Origin of the sequence: Novosphingobium organovorum (assembly GCF_022832435.1) — a bacterium.
Classification (GTDB): Bacteria; Pseudomonadota; Alphaproteobacteria; order Sphingomonadales; family Sphingomonadaceae; genus Novosphingobium; species Novosphingobium organovorum.
In genome coordinates, this window is record NZ_JALHLF010000012.1 from 1 (window position 1) to 15,852 (window position 15,852).

Sequence of the window (15,852 nt, forward strand, 5' to 3'; positions counted from 1 at the left end):
TCCTCGGTTTCGTCAAACTCGCCAGCATCATGCTATGGCTCAAGTGATTAAATTGTCACTACGTCCTAGCATTTATCTGATTCTAGTGGATTTTACGATTTTGACATTTGCAGACTCATCCCAGCCGCCAGGGAATGCAAATGTCAAAATCAATCCACTAGCGCGAGAAACGCGAGCGTATCCACGCCGTGATAGAGCAAGTCGATCACGGTCGCGGGATGCGCCCCGAAGTGATCGGCCCCGTTTCGCGCGAACTGCCTGGTAGCATACCGCAGGGCCTGAGCCAGCTTGCTCAAATTTCCGCTCTGACCTCCTCTTGTCGCCCAGTGAATTGCGATCAGAGCGGATGAGCTCGCCGCGCATGCCGAGCGGCTCCTCGCACAGGGGCGGAACCATGTTCGCCCTGCGGCCTTGATAACGCAAGCCATGCCACAAGGCATCAAACATCCCCTTTTACAAAATGGAGACGACTCATGATCGGCAAGATTATCGGCGCTGTGATCGGCAGGCATGCTGCGAAGAACGTCGACGGCATCACTGGCACCTCGGGCACCATCATCGGGATCGCCGCCCCCACCTTGCTCAAGCGGATGGGCCCGATAGGCCTCATCACCGTCGCCGCCGGCGGCTACTTCTACAAGAAGCATTCCGAGCGCCGTGAAGCGCGCCGGGCAAGGCCCATCGGCCAATAGATCAAACCACGCCGCCGCCGAAGGCATAGCCACCATTGGCATGAAAAAGCCGGCGAGCGCGAGATGGCAAGGATCACGACGCCGATCAACCCTAGGCACGCGTGGCGAAGGGGCGATAGACATCGACCTCCTTGCGCGCTGTTACCTGATGCAGGGCTCTTGCGCGCGTGCCTTAAAACCGCTTTGCGGCGTCACACCGTGGGAATCGCCGGGCCCAAAATGACCTTGGCGACTGGAAAGTCGTCGAAAAAATGCGCGGCACGCCCGACGCTGGTCACTTCCTCCCGACAGCGGGAACTTTGTGCCGCACTCGGGGATTGGATCAAGCGAGACGGCAAAGTCTCCGGTGCCACGCACCGGACAGCCGTTCCGCAGCGAAAATCAGGGCTGCCCCGCCTCGCGATTGCGCAGGCTTGTGGTCCGCGCCCCGCTTGTGGCCATTCTCACTCCGGCAGGGAGGCAAGTACGATGCAAGGCAAGACCGATCTAGCTCAGGGTATCCCCGAGGATGCGATTGCCCCCGGCGGAATGCTCGCGGGAATGTACGAGGGCGAACATGTCGTGCTCGCGCGGCTTGAAGATGGTCGCCTTCGGGCCGTGTCCGGCTCCTGCACGCACCTGGGTGCACCGCTCGAGACCGGAAAAGTGAGCGATGGCCAGCTGCGTTGTCCGTGGCATCACGCGCGCTTCTCTCTCGAGGATGGCGAGGCGGTCGGCGGGCCGGCTCTGGAGAATCTGGGATGCTACCGCGTCGAACAGAGCGATGGACTGATCCGTGTCACTGGCCGGCGCCATACGCCCGCTCCGCGGCGCGAACTGGCCATCGATACCCCGATCGTCATCATCGGCAGCGGCGCGGGCGGATACGCCATGGCCGACATGCTCTCGCGCCTTGGTCATGGCGAAGACACCCTGGTCCTGAGCGCAGAGAGCGATCCGCCCTACGAACGTACGTTCGTCTCCAAGCAATATCTGGCCGGTCGGCAATCGCGCGACGAAGCCCTCCTGCCCGCACCCGGCCAGGGGCTCGGCGAACCGGCGCCCATTCGCCTTGGCACGCCGGTCGTTTCGCTCGACCCGGTCACGCGCTCGCTCACCCTCGAAAGCGGCGAAACGGTCACCTACGGCACGCTCGTGCTCGCGACCGGCGCACGCGCGGCGATGCCGGACTTCCCCGGAGCGCAAGACGCGCGCGTCCACACGCTGCGCACGCTGGCCGATGCCGACGCGATCCTCGCACAGGTTCAGGAAGGCAAGCGCGCGGTGGTTCTGGGCGCGAGCTTCATTGGCCTCGAGGTCGCCGCCTCGCTCACCCAGCAGGGGCTGGACGTCGATGTCGTGGCGCAGGACGCCGCGCCGCTGGCCTCCATCCTGGGCGAGGAGACCGGCCAATATGTTCGACGTCTCCACGAAGAGCATGGTGTCACCTTTCACATGGGGCGCACCGTCACCGCCTTCGAGCACGACGCGGTCTGGCTTGACGATACGACACGCCTGCCAGCGGACCTCGTGATCGCCGGAATAGGTGTCTTGCCCAGGCTCGACCTTGCGCTGACCGGCGATCTGGCGCTTTGCGAAGCCAGCGGCGGCGTGCGTGTTGACGGAAATCTGCGCACCAGTGACCCGCATGTCTACGCCATCGGCGACATCGCCAGCTATCCCGATCCGCGCACCGGCAAGCCGCTGCGCGTCGAACACTGGGTCCACGCGCAGCGCATGGGACAATACCTCGCCCGCGCATTCACCGGTGCCGCGCAAACCCCGTTCGCCCAGACGCCGTTTTTCTGGACCGGCTACTTCGGAACGCAGATGCGCTACGTCGGCCATGCAAAGCCGGAGGCGAGCCGCCTTGAAGGCGATCCGGGGGCAGACGATTTCGCGGTATTCTTCCGCGAAAAGGGCGAAGATCGCGCCGTGCTGACCGTCGGGCGCGACATGCTCGCCCTCCAGATGGAAGAGCGCTGGGATGCGCAGGACATGTGACCATCGGTGCCCGATGCACGACAGGTCTTTCCACAAGCCTTCCGAACACCTAGGGGGTGCTCTATCCCCGGGGGGCCATTTACGCATGGCTGAGAGGTGGTCAGCAGACCGCGACCCGCTGAACCTGATCCGGTTGACACCGGCGTAGGGAGGGCCAGCGGTCATTTGTTTCCGTTGTCCCTCCACATGGAGTGGACGCGAGAAAACGATGACTGGCAAAACCCGATTTCCAAGCAGAACCGCCCTGGCGTTTGCGCTCCTCGCCTTTGAGCCAGCCGCGATGGCGCACGCATCGGAAGCCGCGAACGCATCGGATGCCTCGAACACGGACGCAGATCGCCCGGAAATCCGCGTCATCGGCCATCCTGACCCCGAAGGCTTGCTGCCCGACCAGACCGCGCCCAAGGCGGTCAGCGCCATTTCGTCGGATTTCATCGTCAAGCAGGCGCCAACGCTCAACGCGTTCCAGCTGGTCAACCTGCTGCCGGGCGCCAATGTCTCATCGAGCGATCCCTACGGGCTGTCCGCCAGTTCCAGCCTTACGCTGCGCGGACTGGGGCAGGACCAGATCGGTGTCCTGATGGAAGGCGCGCCCCAGAACGACATCGGCTACTACTACGCCTACCCCTCGCAATTTGCCGATGCCGAGAACGTGCGCCAGGTCGCACTGGCGCAAGGCGCGGCCGACATTGACGCGCCGGTCGTCGCCGCTGCGGGCGGCGTGCTTTCGCTTACGCTCGACGATCCCAGGCCCGAGATGGGAGGGCTCCTCGATCTTTCCGTCGGATCTTACGATGAACGGCGCCTCTTTGCCCGGTTCGACACCGGCGCGCTGGGGGCAAGCGGGATCAAGGCCTTCGTCTCCTATTCGCGCAACCGCGCGGACAACTGGCGCGGCGCGGGCTTCGACACGCGCCAGCACGTCGATGCCAAGATCCTGGGCGAATGGGGCGATGGCAACCGCGCCAGCCTCGCTGTATCCTACAACGACGCCAACACCTCGACATACCCCAGCCCGACGCTTGCCCAATGGCAGGAAAGCGGGCGCGGCTTCAACTACGATGCGCACTACACCGATGGCGACACCAACTACTGGCGGCTCTATCGCAGCCCTTTCCGCAACCTCTATTTCGCCGCCCCGGTCCATCTCCAGCTGCACGATGGGCTGAGCTTCGACAGCTCGGCCTATCTCCAGACCGGCCATGGCAATTCCCCCTACGGCACGCAGCTTTCCACCACCGGAAACTACCTTGGCGAGGAGGAACTGACCCAGCCGATCACCCTGCCGGGCGCGGTCGATGGACTTGCTACCGTTCTTGGCAACTACACCGGCAAGCAATTTCGCATCGGCGACGTGAGCAAGCTCACCCTGAAGGCCGGGGCGCATACGATCACGCTCGGCCTCTGGTTCGATTACGGCACCGACCGCGTCACGCAGTCCTACACCTCGATCGGGTCCGATGGGCGCCCGCTCGACCAGTGGGGCTATCAGGACAAGGCGATCCGGACCGCCGATGGTCGCCTGCTCGCCTACGAGAACCAGCGCACGCGAACCATGACAAGAAGCTTCTTCGCGGCCGACAGCATCGCGCTGTCCCCAAGGCTGGGTATCGACATCGGCTTCAAGGGCGTGAACATGGAGCGGCGCGGCACCAATTATCTGCCCGGACCGCAAGCGCAGGTCCACACCGACAGCTTTGCCCCGCTGCCGCGCGCGGCCATCCATTTCAAGCTGGACGATCGCCAGCAGCTGTTCGCGAACATCACCACCAACTTTCGCCCCCCCAACGAATTCGCGCTCTACGACAGCTATTACGAGGGCGAACTGGTGACGCAGGGGACGAACGCGCTCAAGAACGAATACTCGGTGTCCGAGGAGCTGGGTTATCGCTACATCGGCGCGAGCCTGTCGTTTTCGATGACCGCCTTCCACTACCACTTCCGAAACCGGCAAGTAGCAACAGTCGTCGAAAGCGGCGGCGCGCAGATCGCGTCCACGATCAACGCGGGCAGCCAGACTTCCTTCGGCCTCGACGGCGAAATCGACTATCGCCCGAGCGAGGGCATCAGCGTCTATGCATCCGGCGAGTATCTGCACACGCGCCTCGACGACGACCTGCCCATCGGCGGCGACTATCTGCCGACCAGGGGCAAGCGTGCGGTCGCAAGCCCCAGCGTCCAGTTCGCCATGGGAGCCACCTACGATGACGGGCGACTGTTCGGCAGCTCGGCTCTGAAATACGTCGGCCGCCAGTACGCGACCTTCATGAACGACGAGAGCATAAAGGGGTATGCAACGCTCGATCTGTCAGTCGGTGTCCACCTGGCCGGACTGATCGATGCACGGCGCACCGACCTGCGGTTCAACGTTCTCAACGTGACCAACCCGCATGTGCTTTCGGGCGTCTATGCGTTCAGCACCAGCGCGCAGGACACTCCTGGCCGGAACGGCACGGTCATCACGGGTTCGGCCCCATCCTATTACATCGGCGCGGGCCGCGCCTTCGTGGCGACGCTGTCGCGCGCGTTCTGACCATGAGCGGCGTGGCACCTCATCGCGTTCACGGCATGGGCACAGCGCTCGAAGCGCCGACATGGCCGGCGATAACCGCAGCCGAGGCGGAGGCGATCCTCGCCCTTTTTCCCGACGCCGGGCGCCTGCTCGGCCTGCGCTGGCATTCGCCGCGCCCGTTTTCCGCCGCCACGCTGGTGCAGACCGATACCGGAGAGTTCTTCCTCAAACGCCATCATCACCGTTTGCGCACGCCCGCCGCGCTGGCGCAGGAACATGCGTTCATGGAGCATCTCCTCGCCGCCGGATTGCCCGTGCCGGAGATCCTGAAGGCCCGCGATGGCACCGGCACCATCACACAGGGCGCGTGGACCTACGAAGTGCATCGCAAGGGCACGGGCATCGACCTTTACCGCGAACGCCAATCCTGGACACCGTTCCTGACGCCGGCCCATGCCTTCGAAGCGGGCGTCGCGCTTGCCCGGCTGCACCGTGCCGCGCAAGGGTTCAACGCGCCACCGCGTGGCCCGCACCCGCTCGTCGCCAGCTTTACCATTCTGCCAGCGCACGACCCTCTGGCCAGCGCCGCGCACTATATCGCGGCCCGCCCCGCCCTCGCCGCGTTCCTCAAGGACAAGCCCTGGCGGCAGGAACTGGCCCGCCTGTTCGCCTCGCTGGGCCAGGGACTTTCCCAGCGATTGCAGGACCAGCCTCCGCTGTGGACGCACAACGACTGGCACCCCTCGAACCTGCTCTGGTCTTCGGACGGCGCAGTGGCCACGGTCTTCGATTTTGGTCTCGCCGCGCGCTCCTGCGCGCTCCACGATCTTGCCACGGCGATCGAGCGGACGGCCATTCCCTGGCTGCAACGGGAGGACGAACCCGCCGACGCGCAGGCCGCGGCGGCGCTCGTGTCCGGATACCGGACGCTGATCCCGCTTGACGCCACCGATGTGGAAACCCTCGTCCATCTGCTGCCGCTCGTGCACATCGAGTTCGCGCTGTCCGAAGTGCATTACTTCGCGGGCGTCCTTGCCGATCCCGCACAGGCCACCCTTGCATGGCAGGACTATCTCATCGACCATGCCGACTGGTTTCTCACCCCGCCCGGCCGGGAATTCCTCGAGCGTTTCGAGCGCGAGGTCCGGAACTGATGTCTGCCCTCGAAATCATCGCCGTCATCGTCAGCTTCCTCGGCATCTGGCTGACCGCCAGACGCCGGATGCTGTGCTGGCCGATCAACCTTCTCGCCTGCGCGCTCTATTTCCAGCTTTTCCTTGAGGTCCGGCTCTACGCCGACATGGTGCTGCAGGCCTTGTTCGGGATCGCCATCCTTTATGGCTGGATCGCCTGGATGCGGGGCAAGGAAGAGAAAGGCGACGTCGTCGTCGTGCCGTTGACGGGCCTCGAGGCCTGCGCCGGACTGGCGGCGGGCGCCCTTGGCGCTGCGGCCATAGGGTGGTTCACCAGCCATCATACCAACGCGGCGCTCCCCTGGATGGACGCGACGCTGAGCAGCTTCAGCCTCCTTGCCCAATATTGGACCGCGCGCCGCCATGCTTCCAGCTGGCTGCTGTGGATTGTGGTGGACGTGGTCTACGTCGGCATGTTCGTGTTCAAGGGGCTTTGGCCGACAGCCGGTCTCTATACGGCGATGGTCGCCCTGGCAGTCCTGGGATACAGGAACTGGCTCCGCACCGATGCAGGCGGAAACGCCGCGACACGCCGGAAGCCATAAACGGACATCCAGCTGGACATCAGAAGGAAATTGGCACCCGCCGGAGCTGACGAAATGGACCGGCCAAACCGGCTTTGACAATCCGTCACTGGTCGTGGCAAACCTGCATTTGCAGTGACTTGCGAGGTGCTACTCGGTCCGGGCTACGCGCCCCGTTCATGACACCCCGCACGCGGACGCTTGAACAACCAGACCGCAGGCGATGCCCCCCATGCCTTCAAAGAACCGCTATTATTCCGGGCCAATTTCCCCCCATTTTGACGGGCAGCGTTTTACCAACCTTGCCGGAGAGCCCGAAACGGACCGATCGATACGCGACATCCTGCGTTGGTATCGCACGGCGCCCAGGACCAGATGGCCGAAATCCGTACCGGTGTCCCCCACCCTTCCCGCGCGGCGGGCCGAGGGTTTGCGCATAACCATGGTCGGCCATGCCTCCCTTTTGATCCAGGCGGGCGGGGTCAATATCCTGACCGATCCGGTCTGGTCCAACCGGGCCAGTCCGATTACTTTTGCCGGGCCGCACCGCGTCACGGCCCCGGGTATCCGGTTGAAGGATCTGCCGCCCATCGACATGATCCTGGTTTCCCATAACCATTACGACCATCTCGACATTTCGACCCTGCGGCACCTTCACGCGCAGCACGCTGCGAGGATCGTCACCCCATTGGGCAATGACAGCATAATCCGGCGCCACATTCCCGATGCTCCCCTCGAAACGGGGGATTGGTTCGACAGCTTCGCCATCGCCCCAGGAGCCAAAGCCCACATCGTACCGGCCTTGCACTGGTCATCGCGTGGCCCGCGCGACCGTCGCATGGCCCTGTGGGGCGGCTTTATGCTGCAACTCTTTGGCAAGACGATCTATTTCGCCGGGGATACCGGCTATGGCTCGGGCGCCATCTTTCGCGACTTGCGGGCGCGTTTTGGTCCGGTCGATGTCGCGCTACTGCCGATCGGCGCCTATGCGCCCCGCTGGTTCATGGCAGCCCAGCACACCGATCCCGACGAAGCGATACAAATCATGCTGGATCTGGATGCGCGAGCGGCAATCGGAATGCATTGGGGGACATTCAAGCTAACGGATGAACCTTGGGACGAACCCGCCCGGCGCCTGAGGGCCGGCCTGCAAGCTCGCGGCATGGATCCGGCGAAATTTACCGCCATGTGCCCTGCTCAAACAGCCGACTTCGCCTAGTGGATTGATTTTGACATTTGCATCCCCTGGCGGCTGGGATGGGTCTGCAAATGTCAAAATCGTAATATCCACTAGAATCAAATATATGCTAGTGGTTCGAAGAGATTCTGACATTTGAGCGCGCCCTATCCGATAGGGTATCAAATGTCAGAATCGAACCACTAGCCAAGCGCTCGGGTCGCTCGGTGTTTGAGCAAACCACCCGGGAACTGGCATCAATCGTATGACTATCCGAGTGGATCAGCACCCGCTGCTTCGGCTTGCGCCGCCATACCGCCATGTGCAGCGCCTGCAGCACCGCATCGGTTGCCTGCCTGCTCTGCATCGACCAACCCACCACTCGGCGGGAATAGAGGTCGACCGCAAGGGCCAGAAAGGCAAAGCCCTCCAGGGTCCGGATGCAGGCAGTGCCCCTCACCCAAGCCCGATCGGCAGCGGCGACGTCGAACTGACGATCCAGAGTGTTGTCGACCGCCAGCGATGGCTTGCCACCAAAGCTCCCCGGCCGACGCTTTTTAGCCGATCTGCGCCTTGACACCCGCCAGCCTGGTCAACCGGGCAACCCGGTTCGGACAGCAGGCCTCGCCTTGATCCAGCAGGTCGTCGTGCAACTTGCGGTAGCCATAGACCCTGCCGCTATCGTTCCAGGCCTGCCGGATCAACTCCGTCTGCCGAGCATCTTGCCGCGCTCCTCGGTCCCCCGGGCCAGTTCGCGCTTAAGCTGACGAATTTCGCATCCTTGCCGGCATCGCCAGACACCACCTTCGCCAGTTACCGCTTCCATGCGTACAGCGAATGCCGACCGACGCAGAGCCGTTCAGAAACCTCCGCTAACGGATACCCGCGCTCCGTAATCTGAGCCACCGCATCACGCTTGAACTCATCGCTGAAATTGGGCTTCCCCATCGCCGCCGCCTGTCCTCGAAATGCGGATAGAAGGCGCCCAAAAATCCAGGGGAACCTCACATGGTTGGTTGCAAATTTCCCGGGTCCGACAGCCCCGGCGAACAACTGTGGCCCGCGCCAGCAACCGTTGCGGTCGATTAGGCGGCAGCCGCGAGGTCGTGTGAAGGACCGCTCTTGGGAAGTCCGCCTAGTGCTTCGAAGGACCACAATGGGTGCCAGGCGACCACAGCCAGCGGATGCCCGCCTGCATGCGCGGCCACCTACCGGGCAAGACCGCGCCGATACTGGGCAGGCAACCCGCAGGCTACATCGCCGAGCGCCGGTGCGCCGGGCGGGAAAACGAAATCCCCCCCCCCTCGCCTCGGCTCTCTTCCACAGCGGCAGCCAGGCGCAGCGCTGACCCGCGCCACTATATTGCGGCCGGACCTGCTGCCACGTCAGAGCGGCCTTTCGGTCATGTCCGGTGTGCCGACTTGGAACTTTCGCCGTGAATGGCCTTTGTTTGGGAAGGGCGGCCATACCGGCCGTCCACCGGGATCGAGGCCGAAGGCATGTATTCACCCCGCGCTCCAATCGCGTCCGCTGGAACCCAACGGGTTCGGGCCGGTCCGCCCGACCTGACGCGTTTGCACACGACCCGCGACCTGAGCGTCGCCCTTGCCAGCGGGCTCAACGACGCCGACGCAACCGTCCAGTCCATGCCCGATGCCTCTCCGGTCAAATGGCATCTGGCCCACACGACCTGGTTCTTCGAGACGTTCCTCCTGCGCGACACACGATCAGACTATCGCCTGTTCGACGACAAGTGGCCCTTTCTCTTCAACAGCTATTACGAAGCCGAAGGCGCCCGCCTGGCGCGCCCGCACCGCGGTATGCTCACCCGTCCCACGCTGGAGCACGTCCTCGCCTATCGCGCGCATGTAGACGCCGCGCTCGAACGGGCCTGGTCCGACCTTCAGGAACACCATGCCGCCCTGCTGGAACTGGGCCTTCAGCACGAACAGCAGCATCAGGAATTGCTCCTGACCGACCTGAAACATCTCTTTTCCTGCAATCCGCTCGGCCCGGCCTACCGCGAGGAAGGCCCCGCCCCGTCCACAAGTGTCGCCGCCGAGCTCAGGTGGCTGGAAGGGCCGAGTGGCGCACGGACCTTCGGCCACACCGGCGAAGGTTTTGCGTTCGACAACGAGGGGCCAGCGCACATGCAATGGCTTGCTCCCCACGCGCTCGCCGATCGCCCTGTCACCAACCGCGAATGGTGCGCCTTCATCGCCGATGGAGGCTATGAAACCGCGTCCCTGTGGCTCTCCGATGGGTGGGACTGGGTTCGCGACGAGGGCGTGGCAACTCCGCTCTATTGGAGGGGGGAAGGCGAGCCGGAGGCGCGCGAGACCTTCACGCTTTCCGGTTGGCACCCGATCGACCTCGATGCCCCCGTCACCCACATCTCGTTCTACGAAGCGGACGCCTACGCGACCTGGGCCGGAGCGCGCCTCCCGACCGAACAGGAATGGGAAGCGGCCGCCAGCGGCCAGGCGGCAACGGGCGGGGTCCAACTCGACCGAGCCGAAGCCGTCCAGCCGCGAGGCGAGAACCCGGAAGGGGACTTTGCGTCGCTGTACGGCAACGTCTGGGAATGGACAGGGTCGGCCTATCGCCCCTGGCCGGGCTTTCGCCCCGCCCCCGGCGCGGTTGGCGAATACAACGGCAAGTTCATGTCCAACCAGTTCGTGCTGCGCGGTGGAAGCTGCGCGACCCCGCGCGGTCATGTGCGCGCGACCTACCGCAATTTCTTCCATCCACACCAGCGCTGGCAATTCACCGGCCTACGACTTGCGAGGGATCTCTAAACATGGCCACATCGCCGCTCGACGCGACCAGCGGATCGCTTCATCGCTCCTTCGCCCGTGCCTTTCGCACGGATGTGCTGAGCGGCCTTGCGGGGCGGGCCAAGTCCATCCCCGCCCGGTGGCTTTACGATGAAACCGGCTCGGAGATCTTCGAGGAGATCACGCAGGCCCCCGAATACTATCCGACCCGCACCGAAACCGCGCTGCTGCGCGCGCACAGCGCGGACGTCGTGCGCCAGAGCGGAGCGGACGCGCCGGTGGTCGAGTTCGGATCGGGCAGTTCGCTCAAGACGCGCATCCTTCTCGAACACATGCCCAGGACGACCTACGTCCCCATCGATATCTGCGGCGAATTCATGGATGCCGCCTGCGCCGAGCTCGGCACCCGCTTCCCCAAATTGGAGATCCTGCCCGTCGAAGGCGATTTCACGCAGGAAGTGCCGCTGCCCTCTTGCGTAAAGTCGCCGGACGGCGCCTCACCTGAAGCGCTCGGCTTCTTTCCCGGATCCACCATCGGCAACCTTCTGCACGCCGAAGCGGTCGACATGCTGGGCGCCATGCGCCGTACACTCGGCGAAGGCGCCTGGCTTCTCATCGGCATGGACCGCGCGAAGGAGCCGGGCCGGCTCATTGCCGCCTACGACGATGCCCTGGGCGTTACCGCCCAGTTCAATCTCAACCTCCTCACCCGCATCAACCGGGAACTCGATGGTTCGATACCGGTCGACTGCTTCCGCCATCTGGCTCTCTGGAACGAAGAGCGCAGCCGTATCGAGATGCACCTCGAGGCCATTCAGGATGTCCGCTTCGAAGTCGCCGGCACGCCGTTCACAATGGGCCATGGCGAGACCATTCACACGGAAAACTGCCATAAGTACACGCCCCGGGAAATGGAAGACCTGCTCGCCGCAGGGGGCTGGACCACGCATAGCCACTGGAGCGATACGGATGGGGACTATTCGCTGCTGCTGGCCCGCGCGCACGATCAGGAGCGCGGCTGAAAGGTCAGCGGGCTTGGCGAGCGGGCGCCGTCTCGGGTATCCCCACGAATACCGCGATTGCGCAGAGGGCAACTGCCGAGATCATCGCGCCCGGCGCCCCGGCCCAGCCGGTCCCGGTCACCAGGAGATGCGCGATCACGGGGGTAAGACCGCCGAAGATGGCGGTTGCGCTCGTCGCGCCCAAGGCCAGACCGCTGAGACGCCCCTCGCCCGGGAACAGTTCGGCCGTGGTCACCGCCCCCACCGCACTGACCGCTCCGCCGAGCGCCGCCATGAACAGGGCACCTGCCCAGGTCGCGAGGCCGTTCGCGGTCATCCCCGCAAAGAGCGCCGAAGGCACCACGATCGCGACCAGCGCCAGCGCAACGAGCACCGGGCGACGGCCGATACGGTCCGAGAGCATGCCCGTCGGCGGGGTCACCAGAATGACAGTCAGCGCGGCCAGGGTCGAGATCGAGAGAGCCTGCGTTTCGGGCATGGTTCCGGTCGCATCGAGAAACGCGGGAACATAGGTGATCCCCACATAATAGGTGATCGAGCCCAGGGCCGAGATCGCAAAGCCACGTGCAATGGCAGCGCGATGGCCCGACAGGATGTGCCGGATCGGCCGATCCGGGACCGTACCGCTCCGTTTCTGGTCATGGAACTCGGGCGTCTCGGAAAGCGCGGCGCGGGCGAACAGCACACAGGCGGCCAGCGCCCCGCCAAACAGGAAAGGAATACGCCAGCCCCATTCGACAAGCGCATGGGACGGCATGATCCATACCGTCAACGCAGCGGCGCCCGCCGCCAGGAGAGCCCCGATTTCGCTCGAGGCCGACGCGCAGCTCGCGACCAGGCCACGGCGGTGCGCGTGCGCGCCTTCGAGCAGATAGGCGACCACCCCGGTATATTCCCCCCCGACCGAAAACGACATCACGCAGCGCAGGAGCACCAGCAGCACGCCCGCCACAGGGCCCGCCTGCGCATAGGTGGGCAAGACGGCCGTTGCCAGCATCGCCGCCGTCATCAACGCCATCGAGCCCAGCATCGCAACGCGCCGCCCGAAGCGGTCGCCAAGGTGGCCGAACACCAGGGCGCCGATGGGGCGCAGCAGATAGGCGATCGCGAAGCCGCCCAGCGTCTGCGTCATCGAATGTCCGTCCGCTGCGAAAAACACCCGCGCCAACACCGTCGCGAAATAGAGATAAAGCGTGAAGTCATACCACTCGACCATCGTCGAGAGCGCGGCAATCACCATCGAGCGCCGTGGCATCGGCGGGTAATGAGCGATATGCGAGGGAGCAGCGCTGCGCGCACTTTGGCTGGCTTCGCCGTTCATCCCCTAAGGGTGCCGCATTCCTGCCACCCGAACAAGGCCCGCGTCACCGCGCCCTTGCCCCAGCCAAGAGGAGAACCGGCGTGACCGAGGCGCATTTCGACTTCGACACTCCTGTGGAACGGGGCGGATCGGATTCGGCCAAGTGGCAAGAGCGCGCAGACATCCTGCCGATGGGGATAGCCGACATGGACTTTCGCACCGCGCCGGCCGTGATCACGGCACTCGAAGCGCGGATCGCGCACGGCGTGTTCGGCTACCCCACCCCCGACACGGCCTATTTCGAGGCTATCGCAAGCTGGTTTGCGCGGCGCCACGGCGTGCGCCTGCCGCGCAGCGGCATCATCCCGACGATCGGCGTCGCACCCGCCATCCAGGCAATCCTGGCTGCCTTGTGCGCGCCGGGTGACGGTGTGATCGTGCAGCCACCGGTCTACAACCGCTTCCTCTCCGCAATTGAGCACATGGGCTGCCGCCGGATCGAGAACCCGCTGGCGCTGCGCCAGGGCCGCTACGACATGGATTTCGCCGACCTGGAACGAAAGGCCGCATCGCCTGAGGCGCGCGTACTTCTGCTGTGCAACCCGCACAACCCGGGCGGACGCGTCTGGACACGCGCGGAACTGGAGCAGCTCGCCCGGATCTGTGCCCGCCACGGCGTCAGGGTGGTGAGCGACGAGATACATGGCGATCTGGCGTTCTCCGAGCACCCCTTCACCCCCTTCGCGGCACTGGCTCAAGACGCTGCGGCAGGCTGCATCACTTGCACCGGGGCCGGCAAGGCCTTCACCATTTCGGGGCTTCAGAACGCGTTTGTGGTCGTGAGCGATCCCAAATTGCGAGCACCTGTCGAGGCAGCCATGACCGCGCATCAGATCCGCGACCTGAACCCGATAGGGCTGGCCGCCACGACGGCAGCCTACACCGGGGGAGAAGCATGGCTGAACGCACTCATCGCCTACCTGGAAGGCAACTGGCGCCTGCTGCGCCAGGCCTTTGCCCGGCACCTTGAGCACATCGATGTGATCCATCAGGAAGGAACATACCTCGCCTGGATCGACAGCCGAAAGCTGGGCATGTCCAGCGAGGCGCTTGCCGATCGGTTGGTTCGCGAGGCTGGCGTGCGCGTCATTCCCGGCTCGATCTTTGGGGCACAGGGGGACGGCTTCGTGCGCGTCAACTTCGCCTGCCCGCGCGCACGGCTCAAAGATGGTCTCGACCGGCTGATCTGCGGCCTCTCCCGTTAATTGAAGCCATCATCGGTGAGCGCCATGGAAGTCGGCGTTCGCATTTCGAACGCCAATCTCCCGCTAGCGGCGCCGAGCCCTGCATTTTCCAATCTGTAATGAGTGCGCACCTCTCGGCTATGATCAATGCCCCGGGCTCTGTCGTCGCTGCGCTGCAGTGCGGCCTAGGCCAGATCGAGCTTGTGCGCTTAAAGTCACCCAGACCGTGCGGGCGGAACCGGAGGGCCTTCATGCGATCATGAACCGAGGAACGAAGCCGTTCCTTGCTGTGAGAGTCGGTCTCAAAGGCGATCAAACCGCAGACAATCGTTACGTAAATCCGACCCATGCACGAACATAGGGTAATCGCGGGCGCGACTGCCGGAAAGGCTGGTTCGCGGATCGAGATTGCTGGCAGGTTGGTTGCCCACCGATAGGATGAAGAACGGGCTCGCGGCACGTGCCGGGCCCAGGCATCGTACGGAGGACAACCACGGAGCAGTATATCGGTCTCGATGTTTCGCTGAAAGATACTTCGGTTTCGGTTCGGCAGGATGGCAAGCGCATCTGACGCGGGAAGTGTGCCTCTGACCCGAAGCTTCTGGCCGGAATGATCCGCAAACGTGCCCCGCAGGCCAAGCGGATCGTGTTCGAGACAGGCCCTTTCTCGGTATGGTTCTATCATGCGCTGATGGCGGAAGGGCTGCCGGCGATCTGCATCGATGCGCGCCACGCCAAGGCGCATCTAAACATGGCTCCGAACAAGACAGATGCGAACGACGCGGATGGGCTGGCCCGCAAGCTTGCCATCATCGTGCACACGATGATGAAAACCGGCGAGTTGTTTGACCGCCGCCTCCAGACAGCTGCGTAAGCCGCGGCGGCGTCAACGGCAAATAGCGGCAAAAAGAACAAGGCTCGCATCCAGTTGGATGCTACGGCCCGTCCCTGCCGGGGCGCGGATGGGATCATTCCGAGTAGCGGGAAGCAACTCCCTCCATTGGAAGATTGCGGCACGAACGGACACAAGAGCCTGATTTTCTCCGTGGAGAGGCATTGACGTTGGGTGGGCGATTAGACGACCCGCTCCGATGGTCATGGACCAGTGGGGCACCGGCGTGGGCGGCCCACAGACAATGCCCCATCCCGCCCCCGACGCGCGCCTGTTCCAGCCGGCCGACGTGTAATGGCCCGCCGTCATTCAGGCCTGCGGGCGCTGGGCCTTCGGAGCGGCGGACCAGGACGACTTCCTCGAGAAATCCGCAGCGATGAACCTCAACGGCCACATGGATCGCATCCGCGTCCCCTTCCTCGTCACCCATGGCGCCAACGATCGCCAGATCAGCCCCGCCTATGCCGACGATCTCTACGACCAGCTGGTCAATTCGCCCCGGGACCCGCATCGGGACATGCCCCCCGATCCAGCTG

10 protein-coding genes, 4 pseudogenes and 1 riboswitch are annotated in these 15,852 nt (G+C 64.2%); of the genes and pseudogenes, 12 read left to right on the forward strand and 2 right to left on the reverse strand.

The annotated features are described in order from the left end of the window. Positions 1-473: 473 nt before the first annotated feature. The 6 genes from MTR62_RS05375 to MTR62_RS05400 all read left to right on the forward strand — a co-directional run bounded on the left by MTR62_RS05375 (position 474) and on the right by MTR62_RS05400 (position 8,123). A complete protein-coding gene (locus MTR62_RS05375; RefSeq protein ID WP_244017753.1) occupies positions 474-692 on the forward strand; it encodes a hypothetical protein in 219 nt (72 codons plus the stop codon). A 468-nt stretch (positions 693-1,160) separates the two neighbouring features. After that, a complete protein-coding gene (locus MTR62_RS05380; protein WP_244017755.1) occupies positions 1,161-2,675 on the forward strand; it encodes an FAD-dependent oxidoreductase in 1,515 nt (504 codons plus the stop codon). A 58-nt stretch (positions 2,676-2,733) separates the two neighbouring features. Beyond that, a riboswitch (TPP riboswitch) is annotated at positions 2,734-2,843 on the forward strand. A 112-nt stretch (positions 2,844-2,955) separates the two neighbouring features. Further along, on the forward strand, positions 2,956-5,208 hold the full coding sequence (locus MTR62_RS05385; protein WP_244017757.1) for a TonB-dependent receptor: 2,253 nt from the start codon (positions 2,956-2,958) through the stop codon (positions 5,206-5,208). 2 nt (positions 5,209-5,210) lie between these two features. Next, positions 5,211-6,341: a phosphotransferase enzyme family protein gene (locus MTR62_RS05390; protein ID WP_244017760.1), complete on the forward strand. Its 1,131-nt coding sequence runs from the start codon at positions 5,211-5,213 to the stop codon at positions 6,339-6,341. Continuing rightward, complete coding sequence (gene pnuC, locus MTR62_RS05395) at positions 6,341-6,925, forward strand: nicotinamide riboside transporter PnuC (RefSeq protein WP_244017762.1); 585 nt, start codon at positions 6,341-6,343, stop codon at positions 6,923-6,925. The genes MTR62_RS05390 and pnuC overlap by 1 nt, the downstream gene beginning before the upstream one ends. Positions 6,926-7,136: 211 nt before the next feature. Then, the gene (locus MTR62_RS05400; RefSeq protein ID WP_244017764.1) at positions 7,137-8,123 is read left to right on the forward strand and encodes an MBL fold metallo-hydrolase; all 987 of its coding nucleotides are present in this window, start codon (positions 7,137-7,139) and stop codon (positions 8,121-8,123) included. A gap of 229 nt (positions 8,124-8,352) precedes the next feature. Here MTR62_RS05400 and MTR62_RS05405 read toward each other — a convergent pair. Next, positions 8,353-9,029, reverse strand: a pseudogene (locus MTR62_RS05405) (IS3 family transposase); the annotation flags it as partial. 626 nt (positions 9,030-9,655) lie between these two features. On the opposite strand from MTR62_RS05405, the gene egtB reads away from it, so the two are divergent. Together egtB and egtD are read left to right on the forward strand one after the other, a co-directional pair. Continuing rightward, the gene (gene egtB / locus MTR62_RS05410; protein WP_244017766.1) at positions 9,656-10,879 is read left to right on the forward strand and encodes an ergothioneine biosynthesis protein EgtB; all 1,224 of its coding nucleotides are present in this window, start codon (positions 9,656-9,658) and stop codon (positions 10,877-10,879) included. 2 nt (positions 10,880-10,881) lie between these two features. Further along, positions 10,882-11,880, forward strand: coding sequence for an L-histidine N(alpha)-methyltransferase (gene egtD, locus MTR62_RS05415; RefSeq protein ID WP_244017768.1), 999 nt, complete (start codon positions 10,882-10,884; stop codon positions 11,878-11,880). A 4-nt stretch (positions 11,881-11,884) separates the two neighbouring features. Here the strand turns inward: egtD and MTR62_RS05420 are convergent, their stop codons facing one another. After that, the gene (locus tag MTR62_RS05420; protein ID WP_244017770.1) at positions 11,885-13,135 is read right to left on the reverse strand and encodes an MFS transporter; all 1,251 of its coding nucleotides are present in this window, start codon (positions 13,133-13,135) and stop codon (positions 11,885-11,887) included. 146 nt (positions 13,136-13,281) lie between these two features. Between MTR62_RS05420 and MTR62_RS05425 the strand changes: the two genes are divergently transcribed. The 4 genes and pseudogenes from MTR62_RS05425 to MTR62_RS05440 form a co-directional block, all read left to right on the forward strand. After that, a complete protein-coding gene (locus MTR62_RS05425; protein WP_244017772.1) occupies positions 13,282-14,445 on the forward strand; it encodes a MalY/PatB family protein in 1,164 nt (387 codons plus the stop codon). A 454-nt stretch (positions 14,446-14,899) separates the two neighbouring features. Beyond that, positions 14,900-15,220 (forward strand): annotated as a pseudogene (locus tag MTR62_RS05430) (IS110 family transposase); the annotation flags it as partial. Between the two features lie 283 nt (positions 15,221-15,503). Then, positions 15,504-15,611: pseudogene (locus MTR62_RS05435) on the forward strand (VOC family protein); the annotation flags it as partial. A 30-nt stretch (positions 15,612-15,641) separates the two neighbouring features. Beyond that, a pseudogene (locus MTR62_RS05440) lies at positions 15,642-15,818 on the forward strand (alpha/beta hydrolase); the annotation flags it as partial. Between the last annotated feature and the right edge of the window lie 34 nt (positions 15,819-15,852).

Excerpts from the sequence above, each read along its gene's own strand:
- MTR62_RS05375 (WP_244017753.1), top strand. The coding sequence starts at position 474 with ATGATCGGCAAGATTATCGGCGCTGTGATCGGCAGGCATGCTGCGAAG.
- MTR62_RS05380 (WP_244017755.1), top strand. The coding sequence starts at position 1,161 with ATGCAAGGCAAGACCGATCTAGCTCAGGGTATCCCCGAGGATGCGATT.
- MTR62_RS05385 (WP_244017757.1), top strand. The coding sequence starts at position 2,956 with ATGGCGCACGCATCGGAAGCCGCGAACGCATCGGATGCCTCGAACACG.
- MTR62_RS05390 (WP_244017760.1), top strand. The coding sequence starts at position 5,211 with ATGAGCGGCGTGGCACCTCATCGCGTTCACGGCATGGGCACAGCGCTC.
- pnuC (WP_244017762.1), top strand. The coding sequence starts at position 6,341 with ATGTCTGCCCTCGAAATCATCGCCGTCATCGTCAGCTTCCTCGGCATC.
- MTR62_RS05400 (WP_244017764.1), top strand. The coding sequence starts at position 7,137 with ATGCCTTCAAAGAACCGCTATTATTCCGGGCCAATTTCCCCCCATTTT.
- egtD (WP_244017768.1), top strand. The coding sequence starts at position 10,882 with ATGGCCACATCGCCGCTCGACGCGACCAGCGGATCGCTTCATCGCTCC.
- MTR62_RS05420 (WP_244017770.1), bottom strand. The coding sequence starts at position 13,135 with ATGCCACGGCGCTCGATGGTGATTGCCGCGCTCTCGACGATGGTCGAG.